The sequence below is a fragment of the Aeromonas hydrophila subsp. hydrophila ATCC 7966 genome (assembly GCF_000014805.1).
Classification (GTDB): domain Bacteria; phylum Pseudomonadota; class Gammaproteobacteria; order Enterobacterales; family Aeromonadaceae; genus Aeromonas; species Aeromonas hydrophila.
The window spans coordinates 2,311,870-2,332,632 of record NC_008570.1 but is presented as its reverse complement, the minus strand read 5'-3'; the positions used below and the strand labels follow the sequence as shown (position 1 = coordinate 2,332,632).

Below are 20,763 nucleotides of genomic sequence, written 5' to 3'. Positions count from 1 at the left end.
TCGCGGGTGATTTTCAGGGCCTTTTGGCCGCTTTACGGCGATATAATCGCCAGTCAGCCGCCCTTTAGCTGCAAATAACCCCACTTTTGGGTAGACTTCGCCGCTGTCAAAATCCAGAGGAACTGTCGATGAATCCATCCACTCGTACCCGTCATCTCAATCAATGGATCCAGACCCACAGTGGGCAGGACATGACCTACCCGGCGCTGCACGGCTTTTTGTGTGCCCGCCTGGTCGGGCCGGATGCCCCTAACTGGCAGGCCCCGCTGGCCGGTCTGTTGCCCCATGACGCCGAGCTGGATGAGAAGAGCCGCGACGCGCTGCACCATCTGATCGCCGAGCTGGAAGCCCAGGCCGATGAGGCCCAGCTCGCCCTGCCGAGCCAGTGCCGCCTCTCCACCGAGAGTCCGGAGCAGGTCTTCGAGCAGAGTCACCCGCTCGGTCAGTGGTGCTACGGCTTCAGCCAGGGCTTTGCCACCTGGCCCAAGCCCAAGGATCTGAACGACCCGACCACCCAGTACCGTTTCAGCCTGGCCGCCGAGCTGAGCCTGTTTCGCGACAAACCCATGGCCCAGATGCTGCACTCGGCCGCCGGCAGCGACCTCCCCTTCATGGAGTTCTGCAAGCGCCAGCGCCAGAACATGAAAACCGCCCTCAACCAGCTGCTGCAACTGGATGAGTATCAGGCCGTGCCAAGCTCGGAGCTGGCGCTGGACAGCGAGCAGGCCGAGCAGTGGCAACAGTGGTTCGAACGGGCCGATGCCAGTCGCGATCTGCACAGCCGTCTCGGCTGGTTTGACAAGGTGATCGCCGACGCCGAGCCGCTGTTCGACGCCGCCTTCTGGCAGCAGATTGCCGGCCATGGCTGGAGTGCCCACGAAGCGCGCCCGCTGCTGGCCGCCCGGGCCGGGCGGGCCGACTGCCTGCTGCGTCTCGGCCAGCTGGAACAGGCGCGCAGCGAATATCTGGCGCTGCTCGAGCTGTGTGTGGCCGACGAGCTGGGTTGCCGCTATCCCCTCTCCAGCCTCTATGCCCTGCAAGGGGAGTGGCAGGCGCTGCAGGCATTGCTGGTGCGCTTTGATGAAGCCTCCAGCTGGCTGCTCTACAACAAGGCGCTGATGACGTTCGTCTGCGCGGGGGCCGAGGCCGCACAGCCGCTGCTGAGCGCCGCCATCAAGGCCAACGCCCATGTGCCGGCCTGTCTGCTGGGCCAGCGCAAACTGCCCAAACAGGAGCCCCACAGCTGGCAGGCGGGCAGTCGCGACGAGGCCGCGCTCTACACCCTGCAAAGCCGCGACGCCTGGCTCAAGCACAACGCCTTGATCTGGCTGCGCAAAGGCTGAGCCGCAGCCACAAAACCAGCCTCGAACAGACCCGGTTGCGGCGGATGACGTGCGCAACCGCACATTTCTCTGGTGCATGTTCAGACAAACGGCCTTGTGTTACGTATCATCAAGGCCAAAGTATCAAGAGAAACTGCACCCGATGCAGCCGTCACAGCAGGATGTCATATGTCAAAGATCATAGAGCTGCTTGCCCACTATCCCCCCTATCAGCTGGTTCACGCCGCCGAGATGGTGCGCGACACCTTTGAGCAGTTTTACCAGCAGCGCTATCAGCTGACGGTGCCCCAATGGCGCCTGATGATGGTGCTCGGCCCCAACTACCCCATCAGCCAGAAAGAGCTGGTCGAGGCGAGCGGGATGGACAAGGTGCGGATCTCCCGCGAAATTCACCGGCTGGTGGAGAAAGGGATCCTCTTTACCGAGAGCAGCGAACACGACAAGCGGGTCAGCCTGGTCTCCTTCACCCAGGCGGGGCTCACCCTGTTCCAGCAGCTCAAGACCGAAGCGGGCAGCTGGCAGCACACCCTCACCGACTACCTGCCGGCCGAGGCGCGTCAATCCATTCGTCTGCACCTGCAAAGCGTCAGCGACGCCATCGAACAACTTCACCTGCTGGATAGCGAGCGACCCTCATGAACCTGAACAACTTTGCCACCATGGACGTCAACATGCTGCTGAGCCTGGTCAACATGCAGCTGCGTGATCGCTTCGATGATCTCGATGATCTCTGCAAGGCGCAGGATCTCGACAAGGCGGCGCTGGTCGCCAGGCTGGCCAGCGGTAATTTCCACTATCAGGAAGATCAGAAGCAGTTCAGATAGGGATCCGGATCACAACCCGGCCCATGCCGCTGGCTCCGGCGGCAAAAGCTGCTATGGTGATGGCTACCCCGGTCAACTGACCTGCGGCAAGAGGTACGGATACATCTTGCTGTCATAGACCGCGGTTAGCCTTCTATTCACCAGCCGCAGCCAAGGATGACCCATGATGTTCCTGACCCGCCCGACCAGCCTGATCACCCTCTGTGCCCTGCTGATGATCAGCCTCTTGTCACCGCGCCTGCCCGACAGCGCCGAGCAGTGGCTCACCACCCTGCTGCTGGGCTCCCTGGTGGCGGTCTGCCTGATGGTCGGCAGCGGCTGTCGCCGCTTTCTGCGGGATTGACCTACCCGGCCCCATTCGCCACAAGGCCCCAAAACAGACAACGCAGCCCGAGGGCTGCGTTGTCGCTTTCTGACGTCTGGCAAATTGCCGTCTTGATCAGAGTGCCAGGGTCTCCAGCTGGCCTTTGGCCTGCTCGATGCCCTTGGCCTGGGCATCCGGGCCCATGCCCATGCCTTCGGCGTAGATGAAATCCACCTCCTTGATGCCGATGAAGCCCAGCACGGTACGCATGTAGGGGGTCACCAGATCGGTGGCGCTGCCGACGTGCATGCCGCCGCGGGGGCTGATCACCAGGGCGCGGGTGTTTTCCACCAGGCCGACCGGACCGGTTTCGGTGTAACGGAAGGTAACGCCGGCGCGGGCCACCAGATCGATCCAGTTCTTCAGCTGGGTCGGGATGTTGAAGTTGTACATGGGGGCGGCAATCACCACCAGATCGCTTGCCTTCAATTCGGCGACCAGCTCGTCGGACTGGGCCAGCACGGCCAGTTGACGATCATTGAGGTTCTCACCACCGCGCAGGCCCATGGCCAGCTCGCCATCCAGTACCGGCAGGTTCAGGGACGCCAGATCACGCACGGTGACGGTGTCGGACGGATGGTCGGCCAGGAAGCCGTCGATCAGGGCGTTGGATTGGGAATATTGGCCCAGGATGCTGGACTTGAGTACGAGGATGTTGGCCATGGTAAAACTCCATTTGGTTGTCGGTTGAACAGCGGTGCTGTCGATGGAGGTCACTCTAAACATTGGGCTTCTATACAGATAGCGAAAATAGATGCTCAACTTATTCAAAATATTTGATGTTAGCTCACTCTCTCGCCAGCCACTGCTCCCCCGTCCCGCCAAGGCTTGGCAGAACAAACGATTGCCGTTATGATCCGCCGCACTTTTTTCAGCGTTCCGGATCCCATGACACCCTCGCGCAGGCACTCTCCCTTTGCCGGTGCAGTCTGGATGATGGTAGCGGGCCTCTGCTTCGCCGCCGTCAACAGCCTGAGCCAGTATGTCAGCTTCAAGCTCGGCCTCCCTTCGACCCAGGTCGCCTTCCATCAATATCTGATTGCCCTGGTCTGCCTGCTGCCCTGGCTCATTCGTCACGGTCTGCGCCAGTCGCTGATGACCAACCAGCTGCGGCTGCACCTGCTGCGGGTCGCTCTCGCGGTGGTCGGCATCCAGTTCTGGCTGTGGGCGCTGGCGGTGCCCGTGCCCATCTGGCAGGGCATCGCGCTGCTGATGACGTCACCACTGTTTGCCACCCTGGGGTCGGCGCTCTTTCTCAAAGAGCAGGTGAGCCGGGCCCGCATTCTGGCGACCCTGGCCGGCTTTGTCGGCGCCATGCTGATCCTGGCCCCCTGGACCGACGATTTCAGCTGGGCCTCCCTGCTGCCGGTGGCGGCGGCGCTGTTCTGGGCCGGCTACTCCTTGCTGGTGCGCTATCAGGCGGCGAGCGAGTCGTCCCACACCATCGTCGTCTACCTGCTCATCTTCAGCACCCCGTTCAACGCCATGCTGGCGCTGCCGGAGTGGCAGTGGCCGAGCGAAACCCAGTGGCTGCTGGTGGCCGTGTCAGGGGTGCTGTCGGCACTGGCCCAGATGTCCATCGCGCGCGCCTACAGCGTGGCCGAGGCTTCGTTCGTGCAACCTTTTGATTTTGCCAAGCTGCCGATGAACGTGCTGGCCGGCTGGCTGGTGTTTGGCTGGGCGCCGCCCGGCCGATTGTGGCTCGGGGCCGCCATCATCATCGGCGCCATCACCCTGCTCACCCATCTGGAGCAGCGCGCCCACAAATCCGTTTCCTGAGGTACGCCATGCGTGCCTCTTTTTTTGCCCGCTATTCGCGCAATAGCGGCCATCAACCATCACCCACGACATCAGGAGAGATCACATGTTTGGAACCGCTACCCGCCCCGGCGCCACCCGCGCCCTGCTGCTGGGCTCCGGCGAACTTGGCAAGGAGGTCGCCATCGAGCTGCAACGCTTCGGCATCGAGGTGATCGCCGCCGACCGCTATGCCGATGCCCCCGCCATGCAGGTGGCGCACAAAGCCCATGTGCTGGACATGCTGGACGGCGCCGCCCTGCGTGCCCTGGTCAACGAGGTCAAACCGGATCTGATCATCCCCGAGCTTGAAGCCATCGCCACCGATACCCTGGCCGCCCTGGAGCAGGAAGGTGTCAAGGTGGTGCCGAACGCCCGCGCCACCCAGCTCACCATGAACCGGGAGGGGATCCGTCGCCTCGCCGCCGAGACCCTGGGCCTGCCCACCTCCCCCTACCACTTTGCCCAGAGCAAGGAGGAGTTCGTCGCCGCCGTTGACACCATCGGTCTGCCCTGCGTGGTGAAGCCGGTGATGAGCTCGTCCGGCAAGGGCCAGAGCGTGCTGCGCGATCTCGCCAAGCTCGACGAGAGCTGGACCCATGCCCAGGAGGGCGGTCGCGCCGGTCGTGGCAAGGTGATCGTCGAGGGCTTCGTCCCCTTCGAGTACGAGATCACCCTGCTCACGGTGCGCGCCGTCGACGGCATCCACTTCTGCCAGCCCATCGGCCATCGGCAGGAAGATGGCGACTACCGCGAATCCTGGCAGCCGCAAGCCATGAGCGAGCAGGCGCTGGCCCGCTCCAAAGAGGTAGCTGCCAAAGTGGTAGAAGCCCTCGGTGGTTACGGCCTGTTTGGGGTCGAGCTCTTCATCAAGGGTGACGAGGTGTGGTTCAGCGAGGTCTCGCCACGTCCGCACGACACCGGCATGGTGACCCTGATTTCTCAGGATCTCTCCGAGTTTGCCCTGCACGTGCGCGCCATTCTGGGGCTGCCGGTCGGCACCATCACCCAGTACGGGCCGAGCGCCTCCGCCGTGGTGCTGCGCGAAGGTCACAGCCAGGACATTCGTTATCAGGGGATTGGCGAGGCATTGGCTCTGGTGCCAGGCGCCCAGTTGCGGCTGTTTGGCAAGCCGGAGATTGCCGGTCGCCGCCGTCTAGGCGTCGCGCTGGCCCGGGCTGAAGATTGCCCCACCGCCGTCGAGCAGGCCAAAGCGGTGGCCGCCAGGGTGGACGTGCTCTTCTGACCACTTTTTTGTCTCGCACAAACAAACGTTTGCCTGCGTGATCCGGCGCAAGGGGCATGGCAATGCCCCTTTTGCATTGAGGCGCCTCGCTTATAATCCCCCCTTCACCTATGTCAGGAGTACAAGATGTTAACTGCCGTGATCTTCGATATGGATGGTGTTCTGATCGACTCGGAACCCTTTTGGCAACGGGCCCAGATGGCCGTGTTCTCCGAGCTGGGTCACCCCCACACGGTGGAAGATTGCGAATCGACCATCGGCGTGCGCATCGATCAGCTGGTGGCCCACTGGTATCGCCTGCGTCCCTGGAGTGGCCCCAGCCAGGAAGAGGTGGTGCAGCGCATTCTGGATCGGGTCAACGCGCTGATCCTCTCCGAAGGTCAGGCCAAGGCCGGCGTGCTGGAGGCGCTCGATCTCATCGAGGCGCGAGGCCTTAAAATAGGTCTGGCGACCTCCTCCCCCTTTGCCATGGTAGAAGCGGTGCTCGGCAAGCTCGGTATTCGCGATCGCTTCCTGGCGGTCCACTCCGCCGAGGTGGAGCGCTTCGGCAAGCCGCATCCGGATGTCTATATCCACGCCGCCGAGAAGCTGGGGGTGGAGCCGGTGCATTGCCTGGCCATCGAAGACAGCTTCACCGGCCTGCTGGCGGCCAAGGCGGCCTCCATGAAGGCGCTGATCGTGCCGGACCCCGCGCTGGTGGGCGATCCCCGTCTGGCCATTGCCGATCATCAGCTCTTCTCCCTGCGCGAGCTGGATGCCCCGATGCTGGCCAGCTGGGTCAAGTAAACAACAGGCAGGTGCTGTCGGACTGACCTCCTGCCTCCCTTGATCCCGGTCATAAACGTGCGCTTGCTCGCGGTCAGGGCAGTGCGAACCAACTAGAATCAGGGGAGATAGGCGGCCCACGGGCCCGAGGAGGTCATCATGATCGAGTACACCAGCAAGCGCATCGTCTGCCCCCACTGTGGCCATCATACCCGGGTCGAGCTGGATGCCAGCCAGGGGGATCAGGAGTTCTACGAGGATTGCATGGCCTGCTGCAACCCCATCCACCTGCGACTGCACCGGGATGAGGCGCGCGACTGCCTGCAACTGTTTGTGGACGCAGACGACGAACAGATGTTCTGACTGCCAGTGAACCCACCCACCAGATAGCCAAGGGCCTGCATGATGCAGGCCCTTTTCTATGGCAAATCCCTGAGGGCGCGTTGGTCAGCTTACCCCGGCTGACGGGCCGCCAGTACCCGCTCCACCGTGTCAACGATGGCCTGGGTCTGGGGGTCAATCTCGATATTGGTGTGCCAGCCGGCTTTGACCCAACCCAGGTTGGTGCGGGCCAGCGTCTCGGGAATGAGATTGACGCAGAACTCGTTGCCGCGCACTTCCCCCACGGTGAGGCTGATGCCGTCGATGCCGATGTAACCCTTGGTCAGCACGTATTTCATAAGCGTTGGGGCGAGGCGATACCACACCTGCCGGTTGTTGGGGGTGTCGATGACCGAGACCACCTGTGCGGTGCCCATGATGTGGCCGGACATGGCGTGGCCGCCAATCTCGTCGCCAAAGCGGGCAGCCCGCTCCACGTTGACCTTGTCCCCCGGCTGCAGCTGGCCGAGGTTGGTGAGGCGCAGGGTCTCCTGCATCAGATCGAAGCTGACCAGCTCTCCCTCGACCCGGGTGACGGTCAGGCAGCAGCCGTTGTGGGCCACGGAGGCGCCCAGCACCAGCCCCTCGCCCCAGGCCGGGCTCGGCATGCGGATCACGTGGGTACGAAAGTTGGGCAGCTCGTCGATGGCCACCAGTTCGGCGGTCCCCTGTACTATGCCGGTGAACATGTCTCGTCTCCTGCTACGAAAAAAGGCAGGGTAACCTCGCCCCGGGCCCCAGACAAGCGCGCTGGCTGACAAGCGGGCGGCCGATCGCTATAGTGACGGCATTCAAACCAGCGCTGACAAGGAAATAAAAATGCAGGTATATCAATGCTGTGAGGCCATTCGCATCGCCTACAACCAGATTGGCTCCGGGGAGCAGGGCTATGTGCCGCAGGCCATTGCCGCCACCATCAGGGCGCTCAACGCCGTGGCATCGGACGAGCGGGTGCCGGCGGATCTGCGCGAACAGGCCGCCTACGCCGCCGCCAACCTGCTGATCAGCGATCACGAAGACGCCTGATCCGGCCCTTGCGCCAAACGTTTCGTCCCGGATGAATTTCAGGCTAGAATGACCCCCCCGCACTTTGCATTCCCGTTTCGGGAGTGCAAAGGCTCTTCCCGCTACCCGCTCTTTTTACGCTTTATCTGATCCACTCGGAGGTGTCAGTGCAACGTTATTGGTCCGAGGCGAGGCAACTCGTTCGTCTAGCCAGTCCCATTCTGGTGGCCCAGGTGGCCCAGGTCGCCATGAGCTTCGTCGATACCGTGATGGCGGGCCAGGTCAGCGCCGTGGATCTCGCTGCGGTGTCGGTGGCCTCCAGTTTCTGGCTACCGATCATCTTGCTGACCCAGGGCATCATCATGGCGCTCACCCCCATCGTCTCCCAGCTCAACGGGGCCCGCAAGCGGGACGAGGTACGTCCCGCCGTGCATCAGGGCTTCTGGCTGGCGCTGATGGTGATCCCGATCGCCATGCTGGCGCTCTATTTCAGCCCGCTGGCGCTGCACCTGATGAAGGTGGATCCCGTCATGGCCGCCAAGACCACCGGCTTTTTGCACGCCATCATGTGGGGCCTGCCCGCCTTCGTGCTGTTCCAGGTGCTGCGCAACTTCAGCGAAGGGCTCTCCCACACCATGCCGACCATGGTGATCGGCTTCGTGGGGCTGGCGGTCAACATCCCCGCCAACTATGTCTTCATCCACGGTCACCTCGGCATGCCCAAGCTCGGCGGGGTCGGCTGCGGCGTGGCCACCGCCATCGTGCTGTGGGCCATGCTGCTGGCGATGATCGTCTATGTGAAGCTCTCCTCCCACTTCAAGGAGATCAACCTCTTCTCCCGGCTCGCCCGCCCCAATGGCAGCCGGATCTGGCGCCTGTTCCGCTTGGGCTTTCCCATCGCCATGGCCATCTTCTGCGAGGTGACCCTGTTCACCGTGGTGGCCCTGATGCTGGCCCCCTTCGGTGCCGAGACGGTGGCGAGCCACCAGATAGCCCTCAACTTCTCCAGCCTGGTGTTTATGCTGCCCTTGTCGATTGGGGTGGGTGTCACCATCCGGGTCGGCCACAGCATCGGCGAGGGTCAGCCCGAGCACGCCCGCGTCGCCGCCCGCACCGGCCTGATGCTGGGCATGGCGGTGGCTGCCGGCACCGCCGCCCTCACCGTGCTGCTGCGCGAGCATATCGCCAGTATCTACACCGACGACCTGCAGGTGATCACCCTCGCGGCCATACTGCTGTTCTTCGCCGCCATCTATCAGATCTCCGACTCGGTGCAGGTGGTGGCCGCAGCCGCCCTGCGCGGTTACAAGGACACCAAGGCGATCTTCTACGTCACCATCGTCGCCTACTGGGGACTGGGGCTGCCCACCGGCATGATCCTGGGGCTGACCGACTGGCTGGTGCCGCGCATGGGGCCGCAGGGCTTCTGGATCGGTTTCATCGTCGGCCTGACCGGCGCCGCCCTGATGCTGGGTGCCCGCCTGCGTCATATCTATGGCCGCTTTGCCAGCCCGGAGGCCTGCAGCGCCCTCTCCAAGGCGCAATAGGGCAAACTCGCCTGCAAAATCAACAGGCTGCGCAAGAACTGGGCAAACAGTCTGCTTTGTGCGTGCGGCCTGTTGACAGCCTTGGGGGGCATGGGTAGTATGCCGACCACGCCAGCAGTGCTGGTGTGGTGAAACGGGTTTCTGACCCGGTTTGCAAAGTGGGTTTATAGCTCAGTTGGTTAGAGCACTACCTTGACATGGTAGGGGTCGTTGGTTCGAATCCAATTAAACCCACCACTTTTCCGTGATGCGTCCTTAGCTCAGCTGGTTAGAGCACCACCTTGACATGGTGGGGGTCGGTGGTTCGAATCCACTAGGACGCACCATCATGGAAACCTGTTATGCGTCCTTAGCTCAGCTGGTTAGAGCATCACCTTGACATGGTGGGGGTCGGTGGTTCGAATCCACTAGGACGCACCATAACAGTTTGAATATATTGCAGATATAAGTTTGATACAGGCTTATAGCTCAGTTGGTTAGAACAGTACTTTGACATGGCGTAGGCGATGTCGTTGGTTCGAATCCAATTGAACACAGATGTGGGTTTATAGCTCAGTTGGTTAGAGCACTACCTTGACATGGTAGGGGTCGTTGGTTCGAATCCAATTAAACCCACCACTCCCCTGCAATCAGATAAAGTCGCCTTGCGCACCCTGCGTCCTTAGCTCAGCTGGTTAGAGCATCACCTTGACATGGTGGGGGTCGGTGGTTCGAATCCACTAGGACGCACCAGATTAGCAAAGCCCGCTCCTCGAGCGGGCTTTTTGCATTTCCCCTTTCCAGCTTCTCCCGACGTCCGCACGGCGGCAGCCGCCATACGCTCAATCGTGCCTAGCAGGCCAACCTCCCCGCCAACTCCACACAGCTTAAAAGAGATCGAGCTGCTGGCCGCAGATCCGCTCGAACGACTCGCCAATAAAGGGGAGGATCGCATCGGCAATGGGCCTTAACTGCTTGTCGATGTAGTGCTCGTAGTCGATGGCGCTGCGCCGGTATTCCAGCGGCTCGGGGCCATTGAGGGTCATCAGGTAGGCGATGGAGCCCCGATGCTGATAGCGCTGGGGCAGGCCGCGGCGCAGGTTCTCCTCGTCCGCCAGGCGCGCCGCCCGCACATGGGGTGGCACGTTCTTCTGATACTCCTCGAGTTTCTGGCGCAGCCGCTTGCGATAGACCAACAGCTCGTCGTGCTGGCCGGCCCGGGTCTCGTCCACCATGATGCGCACATAGCCGCTGGGATCCTGGTCGTGAAACACCATTTCGTAGAGGCGGGTCTGAAACGCCTTGGCAAGAGGCGTCCAGTCGGTGCGCACCGACTCGAGCCCCTTGAACACCAGCTGCTCCTCTTCACCTGCCTGATGGCCTGCCACCAGCCCGGCATAGCGCTTCTTGCTCCCCTTCTCCAGCCCGCGAATGGTGGGCATCAAGAAACGGCGATAGTGAGTCTCGTACTGGATCTCCAGATAGCTCGGCAGGTTGAACTCGCGCTTGATCAGTGCCGCCCAGTTGTCGTTGATCATCTTCGCCAGCCGCCGACCAATCTCGTCCGCCTGCTCGGGGCTGGCATCCCGCCCCAGGTGCACGAAGGTGGAGTCGGTGTCGCCATAGATCACCTCGAAGCCCTCCCCTTCGATCCACTCCCGGGTCTGCTGCATGATGCCGTGACCGCGCAGGGTGATGGAGGAGGCAAGCCTCGGGTCGTAGAAGCGGCAGCCCCCCGAGCCCAGCACCCCGTAGAAGGAGTTCATGATGATCTTGATGGCCTGGGAGAGCGCCTTGTTGCTGGCGGCCTTGGCCCGATCCCGTGCCGCCCACAGGGTGGCGATCAGATCCGGCAGGAAGTGGCGCTCGCGGGAGAACAGGGCGCCGCGAAAGCCCGCAATGGCGTGGTCGGGGTGCTGCAGCCCCTCGATGAGCCCCATGGGATCGATGCAGAAAGTGCGAATGATGCTGGGATAGAGGCTCTTGAAGTCGAGCACCAGCACGTGGCGATAGAGGCCGGGTTTGGAGTCCATCACATAGCCACCGGGGCTCGCCAGCCCGCCGTCGGCCGGCAAATTGGGCGCCACGTAGCCGCCGCGATGCAGCCGCGGCAGATAGAGATTGGTAAACGCCGCCACCGAGCCCCCTACCCGGTCCAGCTCAAGGCCGGTGAGGGAGGCACGCTCGATGGCAAAGGGGATGAGGTGGCAGAAATCGAAGATCTCCCACACCAGCCGGCAATCTTCCAGGTTGTAGCGGGCCAGCGCCTCCTTGTCGGAGTGGAACAGCTCGGTGATCTTCTCCCCGCGGTTGGCCACATCCTCGATATCCTTGCCACGGCCGAGCAACTCGCTCGCCACCGCATCCAGGCTGTAGCTCGGAAACTGCCAGGTGGCGCTTTTGAGGGTGTCGATGCCGTCCAGCACCATGCGCCCGGGGATGATGACGCTGCCGCTCTGGGGATCATTGCGCGACGATCGCCAGAAGCAGAGCTCGTGACCGCGCCCCAGCCGCAGCCGCCGCTTGTTGAGCTCGGCGCGGCGCAGCAGCAGGCGAAAGTCGAAGTTGACCACGTTCCAGCCAATCACCAGATCCGGGTCGTGCCGCACAAACCAGCGCTCCAGCGCACTCAGCAGGGCGCTCTCGTCCGCCACCCATTCGACCTGGGTACCCCAGCTGGCGGCATCCGCCTCCGGCGTACCGATCATGATGACTCGCGCATCCTGTTCGCTATAGAGCCCCACCGAGAAAAGCGCCCCGTCCATGGCGCACTCCACGTCCAGCGACACCCAGGAGAGGGTCGGCGTCACCGCCTGCGGCGCGCAGCGCGCCTCGTTCACCTCCCAGTAGCCGTGCTTGCCCCCTTTCTTGAGGGTGCGCCCCTCGAAGCGCACGCCGGCAGTGATGAAACGCTCCATCAGGTAGCGCTCCGGCAGCCGGATATCCGCCTCGAAGTGCTCCAGCCCGCGGATGAGCAGCAACTCGATGGCGCGGTGAAAGGCGCTCAAGGTGGCAAAGTAGCAGCCCACCACGGCGCGGCCGTCGAAGGTGTGCATCGGCAGGCGGCGAAACCGCCCGCTCACCCCCGCCCCCTTGAACAGCTCCGCGGCTTCTTCCATATGGCTCTGGGGCAGGAAGAAGACCGGCTCCTGCCCCGGCACCACCAGTCGCACCGGCCCCTGCGAGCTCCAGAGCCACATCACGATCTCGGTGCGTTCGCCATGCCCGTTGCGACCGCGCACATCCCGCCCGTGACGGGTCAGAATAAAGCCGTCTCGCGGCGGTGTAGTGGATGGGATGGACGGGTGGTCAGTCATGCAAGTCATCGGGATCAACATGGAGATGGAAGTATTGTACGTTCATACAGTGCTTTGCTGCAATCGGCATGCCCAGCCGCCATGGCCACGCCAGGCTGCGAGCCGCACCGCAAACTGGTAAGCTCGGCCAGACTGGCAGCGACTGCCGGTGGCGGCTTTATTCGCCGCGCTATTCATCACCCACTCTTCACCCGACATCAGGAGGTCATGTGGCGCTTTACTCTCTGCTGGATCAGCTGGCCATTCCCTATCAGCGCATCGATCACGCCCCCGTCTTCACCTGCGAGGAGGCCAGCCGGCTGCTGCCCAAGCTGCCCGCCGCCAAGACCAAAAACCTCTTCCTGCGTGACCCGAAGAGCGAGCGACTGTTTCTGGTAGTGACGCCGGAAGAGAGCCGGGTCGATCTCAAAGGCCTGGCTGCCGCCCTTGGCGTCAAACGGCTGAGCTTTGGCTCGCCAGAGCGCCTGGAATCTGTGCTTGGCCTCACCCCGGGTTCCGTCACCCTGCTCGCCATGGTGCGCGACAGGGAAAAAGCGGTGGAACTGGTGGTGGATGAAACGATCTGGCAGGCCGAGCGGGTGCAGTGCCACCCGCTGGTCAATACCGCTACCCTGCTTATCCGCCTCGACGACGTGCGCCGCCTGCTGGACCACCTCGGCCGGGAGGCCACCGTCATGCGGCTGCCGGTCGTGAGCGACTGACCCAAGAGGGAGGGAAGCATAAACACCCCAGCGTCATGCCCCGCCCCTGATTAATCGAGTCAGCAGCCCTCTTGTGGCGGTTGTTGCCGCGATCGTGCCCGGATCACTTAAACCATTGCTCAGCGGCGCAATTCATGCTGTGATCCGGCCCAGTCACCCGGCCCTGAGGTCGCTGCGCCGTTCCCGGCAGGAAGAGCCCAAACCCTTGATGCAGAGTCTGTTTTCCTCGGCCCAGTTGCTGAGTCTGGTGCTGTTCGTCAGCCTGTCGCACATCGGGGTCGCGGCCATTTTCGCCTACCTGTGGCATACCCAGCGACCACTGCGCTCTCTGCTCTACTGGTCGGCCAGCGAACTGGCCATCGCCGCCGCCTTTGGCTGCCTGCTGCTGCGAACCCTCACGGGGGATAGCTCCCTTGCCAATATCCTGCTCACCAACCTGCTGATCATCGCCACCCCGCTGCTCTATGAGCGGGGGCTGCGCCACTTCTTTCGACGTGAGGCCGACCGTTTCGGCTGGCTCTGCCCGCTCCTTGCCCTCGCCGGCTTCCTGCTGTTCGCCGTCACCGCCGCGCAGTTGCCGCCGGATGACATACACAGCCGGATCGTGGTGCTCTCCGGGGCCATCTCGCTGCAGATATGCCTGCTGCTGTGGCAGCTCTGGTGCTATCAGCGGCTGGCGCCCGCCTACCGGGTGCTGCGCTTCGCCATCCTGCTGCTCGCCCTGCAACTGGCCCTGCAGCTGGTCAGGATGGCCAAGCATCAGTGGTGGCCGGAGTCGGCCGCCTCCAGCCTCACCGATCCCCTGCTCGGCCCGGTGATCCTGCTCAGCCTGCTCTTTACCATCGCCCGCAGCTTCATTTTGCTGAGCCTGGTGCACACTCGCCAGCAGCAGGCGCTGCTCGCCACCCAGCGCGAGCTGGAGCGACGCGCCAACCTGGATGCTCTGACCGGGCTGGACAGCCGCCACCATTTCGAGCAGCAGCTGGCGGCGCGCGCCTGTCGCAGCGCCCGCCCCTGGCAGCTGCTGCTGATCGACCTGGACAACTTCAAGCAGATCAACGACCGCCACGGTCACCCCGCAGGCGACGCCATGTTGCGGGCAGTGGGACGGGTGATCCGGGAGAGCCTGCCACCGGCGGGGCTGGCCGGGCGCCTTGGCGGCGACGAGCTGGCGCTGCTGGTGATGGAGACATCGCAAACACTGCCGGCCTGCTGCCAGACCCTGCAGCAACGGGTAGCAGACGCCACCCGGCCGCTGGCTGGTGGCCCCATCAGCCTCAGCATCGGGCTGACTTCGCTGCAGCAGGGCGAGCGCTTCGAGCAGGCCTATCCGCGCGCGGATCGGGCACTCTATGCCGCCAAACAGGCCGGCCGCCAGCGCGCCTGCATCCAGGAACCGCACCACAGCGAGCCCAGGCCGCTGTGGCCCCTGGCCACCCAGACCTGATGCAACCCCCCATCGAGTGCCGGGCCGCTCGACCGACCGACGCCCCCGCCTACCGCCGCTACGTGACCGAGTGTGGCGCCGCCGGGCTGCCGCTCTATCAGGTGGCCCAATTCGACCCGGATCAGTGGCTGCAGGAGTTGCTCGCCCATGCCGATGGGCTGCATCTGCCGCCGGGCTACCCGCCCACCACCACCTATCTTGCCCTCGAGGGGGAAGAGATCCTCGCCACCTTGCGCCTGCGTCACGGCGACAATTCCGCCACCCGCCAGTGGCTTGGCCACATCGGTTACGAGACCCGCCCCTCCCGCCGGGGTGAAGGCGCCGCCCGCACCTTGCTCGGCTGGCTGCAGCGCCATGTGCTGAGCGAACCCGTGCTCATCAGCTGTGACGAGGCAAATGCCGCCTCGCTCAAGGTCATTGCCGCCGCCGGCGGGCAATGGCTGGATCGCCGCTACCATGCCGGCGATCGCTGCTGGCTCCGGTTTTACCGGCTGGCCCCGGCCAAGGGGACAGGGCTGAGCGGCGGACAATAAAAAAGAGCGCCACAAGCGCTCTTTGTTCACTGACCACAGCCACCAGCAAGATCAGTAGCTGTCTTCCTCTTCGGCCTTCATCCTGGCCTGACGGGCCAGTGCCTCCTCCTGGGCGCTCTCGATCTCGTGCAGCACGGAGTCGAGATCCACCTGCTCGCGGCTCTCCTCGAACAAGCCGGTCAGCTCGCTGTCGGGGGTCAGCTTGCCATCTTCATACAGGGCCCACATCTCCCGGGCGTAGCGGGTCTTGAGCAGCTCGGGGGCATACATGCCGTAGTAGTTGCGCATGTTGTTGACGTCGCGCTCCAGCATGGCCTTGGCCTGGTTGTTGGCGGCGGCATCCACCACCTGGGGCAGGTCGATGATGACCGGGCCCTGTTCATCTACCAGCACGTTGAACTCGGAGAGATCGCCGTGGATGAGGCCGGCACAGAGCATGCGCACCACGTAACGGATCACCTTGGCATGGTCGATGACCGCCTGCTCGGCAGAGAGCGCCACGTCGTTGAGGCGGGGGGCGACATTGCCCTCTTCGTCGGTGATGAGCTCCATCAGCAGCACGCCATCGAGGCAGACATAGGGCCTGGGCACCCGCACCCCGGCCGCCGCCAGTTTGAACAGGGCATCCACTTCGGTGTTCTGCCACACCTCTTCGTGCTGCTTGCGACCGTATTTGGAGCCTTTCTCCATGGCACGGGCATCGCGACTGCCGCGCACCTTGCGCCCTTCCTGATAGACCACGGCCTGCTTGAAGCTGCGCTTGGACGCCTCTTTATAGACTTTGGCGCAGCGGATCTCGTCGCCGCAGCGCACCACATAGACGTCGGCCTCTTTGCCGCTCATCAGCCGGCTGATGACGTCATCGACCAGGCCGTCATCAACCAGAGGTTGGATTCGATTTGGAATTTTCATGGCCGCCCTTTTACCCTATTTGCGCATCAGAAGATAGCCCCTCCCGGGCCACTTGCCTATCCCTGTTTCCTGACGGCGCCCGGCGTGCCGGCAACCGCGATGATCCCGGTGCGATAACCCGCGCCGCCGGGTCGGCCGGCCTCACTCCCCGGGAGGGAGATCGCCACGGATCCGCTTAATGCCCTCTTCGTAGAACCCATCCGATCCCTGCTGGTGCTCCATGGTCTCGAAGATCTTGAGAAACCACATGTACTGCTCGGGATGCTGGCGCAGCTGCTGCTCCACCATGCCATTCATGGCACAGACATCGGCCACCAGATCAGCACCGGGATAAGGATCGAAAGGCGGCTCGATCTCCAGCCGGTAGCAGCCCTCCTCCTCGTCATAGCAGGCAAGAATGGGCACCGCCCTGGCGCCGGTCAGTTTCACCAGCTTGGGCAGGGCCGGCAGGGTCGCCTTGGGATAGCCGAAGAAAGGCACGAAGATGCTGGCCTCGCGGCCGTGATCCTGATCCGGCAGGTAGAAGAAGCTGGCGCCGCTGCGGATCGCCTTGATGGCCGGCTTGATGCCGACGCTGCGCTCATATACCTTGCCGCCCTTGGCCCGCTCACGGTTGATGTACCAGTCAAACACCTGATCCTTCGGGCTCTTCATCATGGTGCACATGGTCAGCCCCCGAATGGCGAAGTAGCGGCCGATCATGTCCACCGCCCAGGTGTGGGGTACCACCAGGATCACCGGCCGGCCGGCGGCCCGCTCTGCCTCGATATGCTCCCAGCCACGCACCTTGACGCGGCTGGCCAGATGAGCGGCGCTGCGCAGGGTCAGCTCGGCAAAGCCCATGAAGGTCTTGAGACCGACCCGGATCGATTTGAGCAGCAGGGCCTGACGGCCAGCCTCGTCCAGCTCGGGAAAACAGATCTTGAGGTTGGTCTCGGCAATGTAGGCCTGCTTCTTTGACATCCGAAGCAGGGTGGGCGCCAGACGGTTGGCGAGCCGGTCGCGCAGGCCATGGGGCACCAGCGCCAGCAGACAGAGCAGACCGAGCGCCAGCCAGCTGCCCCACCAGCGCGGATACAGCAGACGGGGATGAAATGAGGTGTCAAAAACCGGATCGTGTGAGGACATGGCCGCCATCAAGTCATAGAAAATAAACGGTTATTTTAATTATCCTGACAGATTTTTCCACTTTGGCGGCCACGCCCCCCGGCTACCGGGCTGGCAGGCAAGGAAGCCCTCCCCCATGGCGGGTCACCATCGCCAATAAAAATGGCCCCGCAGGGCCATATGACATAAAGGCGTGCCGCCTCAGGGCAGCGGCTGCAAGCCACTGCGGATGCGCTGGATCCCCGCCTCGTAGCGGCCATCCAGGCCGACCTGATCCTCGCGGGTGTCGAAGATCTTGAGGAACCACATGTACTGACCGGGGTCGCGGCAGAGCTGCTGCTGCACCATGTCGTTCATCCGGCAGGTGTCGGCCATCACGTCCTCGGTGGGATAGTTGTCAAACGGCGCGTCGATCTCCAGCCGGTAGCAGTGCTTGGCCTCGTCATAGCAGGCCAGCAGCGGCACCGCCTTGGCGCCGCTCACCTGCACCAGCCGTGGCAACGCCGGCAGCGTCGCCTTGGGGTGCCCGAAGAAAGGGGCAAAGATGCTCTTCTCGCGGCCATGATCCTGATCCGGCAGATAGAAGAAGCTGCGACCGCCCTTGATGGTACGGATCACCGCCTTGATGCCGGCACTGCGCTCATAAACCCGGCAACCGTTGCGGGCGCGGGCCCGATTGAGGTGCCAGTCAAAGACCGGATTGCGCGCCCGCTTCATCATGGTGCACATGGGCACCCCGCGCCGGGTGAAGTAGTAACCGGCCGCATCCACCGGCCAGCTGTGGGGCACCACCAGGATCACCGGTCGGCCGGCGGCCTGCTCCGCTTCGATATGCTCCCAGCCGCTGACCTGCATCCGGCTCATCAGATAGGCGGGGCTGCGCACGGAGAACTCGCCAAAACCGAGCAGACTCTTGAGACCGACCCGGATCGAGGTCATCAGGATGGCGTCGCGCTCGGCCTCGCTCTTTTGCGGAAAACAGAGTGCCAGGTTGGTTCTGGCGATATAGATCTGCTTTTTCGAGATACGGAACACCAGCGGTGCCAGGGCGGCGGCGAGACGGTCGCGCAGACGGACCGGCACGAACGCCAGCAGCATCAGTACGCCAAGCGCCAGCCAGCTGAGCCAATAGCGTGGATGCAGGAATCTGGCCTCGAAGCGGGTGTCAAACACGGGATCATGGGAAGACATGGATGGGGATCAAGCTAAGAAAATGGAGCTGCATTGTATTCGTCCTGACAGGTAATACCAGTGAAATTCATCATTGTCCCCCCAGGCTGGGCGCTGGCGCAAAAAACGGGGCGCCAACGGGCATGAATGGCACCTTTCGCTGCCAGAACCGGTACAAAAAGCGCTTCACCCGAGGGTGAAGCGCTTGGTCATTATCCGGTTGATGGCCCCTGTCTGCTGCAAGGTTGCTCATCAACGCCCCGTATCCCGGCTCTCACCGTCTTCTTCTTAGCGACGAACCATGCCGTGCGCCATCTCGTCGCTGCCGCCGAGCGGCAGGAAGAACATCAGGTAGCGCAGGGCCACATAGCCGACGATCAGAGTGGCAGCGCCCAGTTCGAAGTGGGCCAGCAACCGGATCTGCTCGACATACTCGGCAGCCTGGGGCCACTGCTCGACCAGGTGGCTCACCTTGAACAGGGCGGTGGCGCCGATCACCAGCGGGAAGGTGAAGGCGGCGTAGCCCGGTGAGAACGGCAGACGCAGCAGCTTGATGAAGGCCAGATAGATGATACAGGTCATCAGCACCGCAATCCCCAGCAGCACGGCCACCAGCAGCAGGGAGGGTTCCTCGCTCACGGTCAGGTAACCGGCCAGTGACAAGCTGGCGGGGGCCGCCAGGATGGCGATGGTCGGCTTGGCGGCATCCGGCACTTCATGGCTGAAGATGAGGCGATAGAGCATCAGCGGCAGCATCAGGCCGTAGCAGAGCATGCCGAACCAGAGCAGGCCGTTGGCCAGCGCTGCAAACTGGCCACCCGGGAAGGCGACGTCCGCGACGATGATCCCCACCGGCGGCACGAACCAGCTCGGCACCATGTGGTGGATTTCAAACTGTTTGGCCCGATGCCAGACGAAAGTGGCCAGGAACGCCAGGTGCAGCAGCACGGCAAACAGCCAGAGCCCCTCGCCCAGACCAGCGTCGAGCATGCCGACCGCCTTGGAAACCACCATGGTGCCCATGGCATAGGTGGGCACCACGCTGCCGACCACGGGGTGAGCCAGATCCTGCCACAGCAGGCGCGGGTGCAGCAGAAACTTGAAGGTCAGGATCACCAGCAGCACGGCGGCAATGGCTGCTCCCAGCAACTGCAGGCGACCATCGAAGTGACCGGCATTTTCCCAGCACCAACCGAGACTGGCGATCCCGAGTGCCAGCCCTGCCATGGGAGTCGGGGCTTTGCCTAAGGATTGACGGGTTCTTGCGATCATGTCTGAAACCTCTGATGAGAGACGATGGGCATAGGATAATGGCCCCGTATCGTTTACGATATCTAAATGAATTAAATCAATCGTTCAGGATATCCAAACATGAAGCTGACCCTGCAACAACTCAAGGTCTTTGCCACCATCGCCCGTTACGGCAATCTGGGGCTGGCCGCCAATGAACTGTGCCTGAGCAAGGGCGCCGTCTCCCAGTCGTTGCAGGAGCTGGAACGCCAGCTCGCCACCCCGCTGTTCGATCGCATTCATCCCAGATTGCAGCTCAACAACGAGGGACGCCTGCTGCAACCGGCGGCCGAGGAGCTGCTGACCCGGATGCAAGACATCGAAACCCTGTTCAGCCCGGATGCCGAACCGAGCGGCCAGCTGCGTCTGGGCGCCAGTCAGACCATCGGCAACTACCTGCTGCCGGCCCTGCTCGCCACCAGCAAGCAGGAGCTGGGACAGCCACCCCGCGTCACCATCACCAATACCCACCAACTCTGCCACCTGCTGGCCAACTTCGAGCTGGATCTGGCGCTGATCGAGGGGGAGAACCACCACCCGGATCTGGTCAGCGAGCCCTGGCTCCACGACGAGATGCTGATCGTGGCTCAGCCCGCTCACCCCCTCGCCGGTCGCAGCCGTCTCTCCCTCGCCCAGCTGAGCGATGAGACCTGGGTGCTGCGCGAGCCCCAGTCCGGCAGCCGCGAGCAGTTCGAGCAGCAGATCCAGCCCGAGCTGCCCCGCTGGCAGGCCGGGCTCGAACTCAATACCCTGGAGGCGGTGATGCTGGCGGTCGAGAAGGGGCTCGGCATCTCCTTCATCTCCCACCTGGCGGTGTCGGATCGGTTGCAGGCCGGCCGCCTGGTGGCCCTGCCCCTGACCCGCCACTTCCCCCGTCAGCTCTCCCTCATCTGGCACCGGCAGAAGTATCACTCCGCCACCCTGCGCCGCTTTCTGCAATTTTGCCGCGCCCAGGAGGATGTGTTGCACAGCGATGCCAGCAGCACCTGAGCCAATGGGATGATCGGGCAGCCTATTGCCCCGCATGCACTTGCC

General features: G+C 63.2%; 21 protein-coding genes and 5 tRNA genes. 19 read left to right on the top strand and 7 right to left on the bottom strand.

All coding sequences use genetic code 11. The features are described from left to right. Window positions 1-128: 128 nt before the first annotated feature. The 4 genes from AHA_RS10765 to AHA_RS10750 all read left to right on the top strand — a co-directional run bounded on the left by AHA_RS10765 (window position 129) and on the right by AHA_RS10750 (window position 2,510). The gene (locus tag AHA_RS10765) at window positions 129-1,343 is read left to right on the top strand and encodes a UPF0149 family protein (RefSeq protein ID WP_011705984.1); all 1,215 of its coding nucleotides are present in this window, start codon (window positions 129-131) and stop codon (window positions 1,341-1,343) included. Window positions 1,344-1,511: 168 nt separating this feature from the next. Then, window positions 1,512-1,982: a MarR family winged helix-turn-helix transcriptional regulator gene (locus tag AHA_RS10760; protein WP_016350842.1), complete on the top strand. Its 471-nt coding sequence runs from the start codon at window positions 1,512-1,514 to the stop codon at window positions 1,980-1,982. Continuing rightward, window positions 1,979-2,167, top strand: a complete 189-nt coding sequence (locus AHA_RS10755; protein WP_011705982.1) for a DUF4250 domain-containing protein — start codon at window positions 1,979-1,981, stop codon at window positions 2,165-2,167. The genes AHA_RS10760 and AHA_RS10755 overlap by 4 nt, the downstream gene beginning before the upstream one ends. Before the next feature lie 163 nt (window positions 2,168-2,330). Next, window positions 2,331-2,510, top strand: coding sequence for a hypothetical protein (locus AHA_RS10750; protein ID WP_039214394.1), 180 nt, complete (start codon window positions 2,331-2,333; stop codon window positions 2,508-2,510). Between the two features lie 96 nt (window positions 2,511-2,606). Here the strand turns inward: AHA_RS10750 and AHA_RS10745 are convergent, their stop codons facing one another. Continuing rightward, window positions 2,607-3,194: an FMN-dependent NADH-azoreductase gene (locus tag AHA_RS10745; protein ID WP_164927638.1), complete on the bottom strand. Its 588-nt coding sequence runs from the start codon at window positions 3,192-3,194 to the stop codon at window positions 2,607-2,609. Between the two features lie 225 nt (window positions 3,195-3,419). On the opposite strand from AHA_RS10745, the gene AHA_RS10740 reads away from it, so the two are divergent. The 4 genes from AHA_RS10740 (at window position 3,420) to AHA_RS10725 (ending at window position 6,702) form a co-directional block, all read left to right on the top strand. After that, the gene (locus AHA_RS10740; RefSeq protein WP_044801205.1) at window positions 3,420-4,310 is read left to right on the top strand and encodes a DMT family transporter; all 891 of its coding nucleotides are present in this window, start codon (window positions 3,420-3,422) and stop codon (window positions 4,308-4,310) included. A gap of 85 nt (window positions 4,311-4,395) precedes the next feature. Then, window positions 4,396-5,574 carry a formate-dependent phosphoribosylglycinamide formyltransferase gene (gene purT, locus AHA_RS10735; protein ID WP_011705978.1) on the top strand — a complete coding sequence of 393 codons (1,179 nt, stop codon included), beginning with the start codon at window positions 4,396-4,398 and terminating at the stop codon, window positions 5,572-5,574. Window positions 5,575-5,700: 126 nt separating this feature from the next. After that, window positions 5,701-6,360: a hexitol phosphatase HxpB gene (gene hxpB, locus AHA_RS10730; RefSeq protein WP_011705977.1), complete on the top strand. Its 660-nt coding sequence runs from the start codon at window positions 5,701-5,703 to the stop codon at window positions 6,358-6,360. A 138-nt stretch (window positions 6,361-6,498) separates the two neighbouring features. After that, window positions 6,499-6,702, top strand: a complete 204-nt coding sequence (locus AHA_RS10725) for a CPXCG motif-containing cysteine-rich protein (protein WP_005301298.1) — start codon at window positions 6,499-6,501, stop codon at window positions 6,700-6,702. Window positions 6,703-6,791: 89 nt separating this feature from the next. Here the strand turns inward: AHA_RS10725 and AHA_RS10720 are convergent, their stop codons facing one another. Further along, a complete protein-coding gene (locus tag AHA_RS10720) occupies window positions 6,792-7,409 on the bottom strand; it encodes a riboflavin synthase (protein WP_011705976.1) in 618 nt (205 codons plus the stop codon). Window positions 7,410-7,539: 130 nt separating this feature from the next. On the opposite strand from AHA_RS10720, the gene AHA_RS10715 reads away from it, so the two are divergent. The 7 genes from AHA_RS10715 to AHA_RS10685 all read left to right on the top strand — a co-directional run bounded on the left by AHA_RS10715 (window position 7,540) and on the right by AHA_RS10685 (window position 10,004). Next, window positions 7,540-7,746 (top strand): YaeP family protein, encoded by a 207-nt coding sequence (locus AHA_RS10715; RefSeq protein ID WP_005301307.1) that lies wholly within the window; start codon window positions 7,540-7,542, stop codon window positions 7,744-7,746. A 146-nt stretch (window positions 7,747-7,892) separates the two neighbouring features. Continuing rightward, a complete protein-coding gene (locus AHA_RS10710; protein ID WP_011705975.1) occupies window positions 7,893-9,272 on the top strand; it encodes an MATE family efflux transporter in 1,380 nt (459 codons plus the stop codon). Window positions 9,273-9,432: 160 nt separating this feature from the next. Beyond that, window positions 9,433-9,509: transfer RNA gene (locus AHA_RS10705), tRNA-Val, on the top strand. Between the two features lie 12 nt (window positions 9,510-9,521). Beyond that, window positions 9,522-9,598, top strand: a tRNA-Val gene (locus tag AHA_RS10700). Window positions 9,599-9,615: 17 nt separating this feature from the next. After that, window positions 9,616-9,692, top strand: a tRNA-Val gene (locus tag AHA_RS10695). Window positions 9,693-9,813: 121 nt separating this feature from the next. Then, window positions 9,814-9,890: transfer RNA gene (locus AHA_RS10690), tRNA-Val, on the top strand. A gap of 37 nt (window positions 9,891-9,927) precedes the next feature. Beyond that, window positions 9,928-10,004, top strand: a tRNA-Val gene (locus tag AHA_RS10685). 134 nt (window positions 10,005-10,138) lie between these two features. Here the strand turns inward: AHA_RS10685 and AHA_RS10680 are convergent. Next, window positions 10,139-12,577: a DNA polymerase II gene (locus AHA_RS10680; protein ID WP_164927637.1), complete on the bottom strand. Its 2,439-nt coding sequence runs from the start codon at window positions 12,575-12,577 to the stop codon at window positions 10,139-10,141. A 200-nt stretch (window positions 12,578-12,777) separates the two neighbouring features. Here AHA_RS10680 and AHA_RS10675 point away from each other — a divergent pair, with 200 nt between their 5' ends. From AHA_RS10675 to AHA_RS10665, 3 genes are all read left to right on the top strand, one after another. Beyond that, window positions 12,778-13,269, top strand: coding sequence for a prolyl-tRNA synthetase associated domain-containing protein (locus AHA_RS10675; protein WP_049049433.1), 492 nt, complete (start codon window positions 12,778-12,780; stop codon window positions 13,267-13,269). Between the two features lie 208 nt (window positions 13,270-13,477). Beyond that, window positions 13,478-14,716, top strand: coding sequence for a GGDEF domain-containing protein (locus AHA_RS10670; protein WP_164927636.1), 1,239 nt, complete (start codon window positions 13,478-13,480; stop codon window positions 14,714-14,716). Continuing rightward, the gene (locus AHA_RS10665; protein ID WP_044801206.1) at window positions 14,716-15,249 is read left to right on the top strand and encodes a GNAT family N-acetyltransferase; all 534 of its coding nucleotides are present in this window, start codon (window positions 14,716-14,718) and stop codon (window positions 15,247-15,249) included. Before AHA_RS10670 ends, AHA_RS10665 begins: the two co-directional genes overlap by 1 nt. A 51-nt stretch (window positions 15,250-15,300) precedes the next feature. Here AHA_RS10665 and AHA_RS10660 read toward each other — a convergent pair whose 3' ends face one another. The 4 genes from AHA_RS10660 to AHA_RS10645 all read right to left on the bottom strand — a co-directional run bounded on the left by AHA_RS10660 (window position 15,301) and on the right by AHA_RS10645 (window position 19,710). Beyond that, window positions 15,301-16,161 carry a PA4780 family RIO1-like protein kinase gene (locus AHA_RS10660; protein WP_011705970.1) on the bottom strand — a complete coding sequence of 287 codons (861 nt, stop codon included), beginning with the start codon at window positions 16,159-16,161 and terminating at the stop codon, window positions 15,301-15,303. 141 nt (window positions 16,162-16,302) lie between these two features. Beyond that, complete coding sequence (locus tag AHA_RS10655; RefSeq protein ID WP_164927635.1) at window positions 16,303-17,298, bottom strand: LpxL/LpxP family acyltransferase; 996 nt, start codon at window positions 17,296-17,298, stop codon at window positions 16,303-16,305. Window positions 17,299-17,469: 171 nt separating this feature from the next. Beyond that, window positions 17,470-18,459 carry a lauroyl-Kdo(2)-lipid IV(A) myristoyltransferase gene (gene lpxM / locus AHA_RS10650; protein WP_011705968.1) on the bottom strand — a complete coding sequence of 330 codons (990 nt, stop codon included), beginning with the start codon at window positions 18,457-18,459 and terminating at the stop codon, window positions 17,470-17,472. Window positions 18,460-18,726: 267 nt separating this feature from the next. After that, the gene (locus tag AHA_RS10645; protein WP_011705967.1) at window positions 18,727-19,710 is read right to left on the bottom strand and encodes a TDT family transporter; all 984 of its coding nucleotides are present in this window, start codon (window positions 19,708-19,710) and stop codon (window positions 18,727-18,729) included. A 99-nt stretch (window positions 19,711-19,809) separates the two neighbouring features. On the opposite strand from AHA_RS10645, the gene AHA_RS10640 reads away from it, so the two are divergent. After that, the gene (locus tag AHA_RS10640; protein WP_011705966.1) at window positions 19,810-20,718 is read left to right on the top strand and encodes a LysR substrate-binding domain-containing protein; all 909 of its coding nucleotides are present in this window, start codon (window positions 19,810-19,812) and stop codon (window positions 20,716-20,718) included. Window positions 20,719-20,763 lie beyond the last annotated feature (45 nt).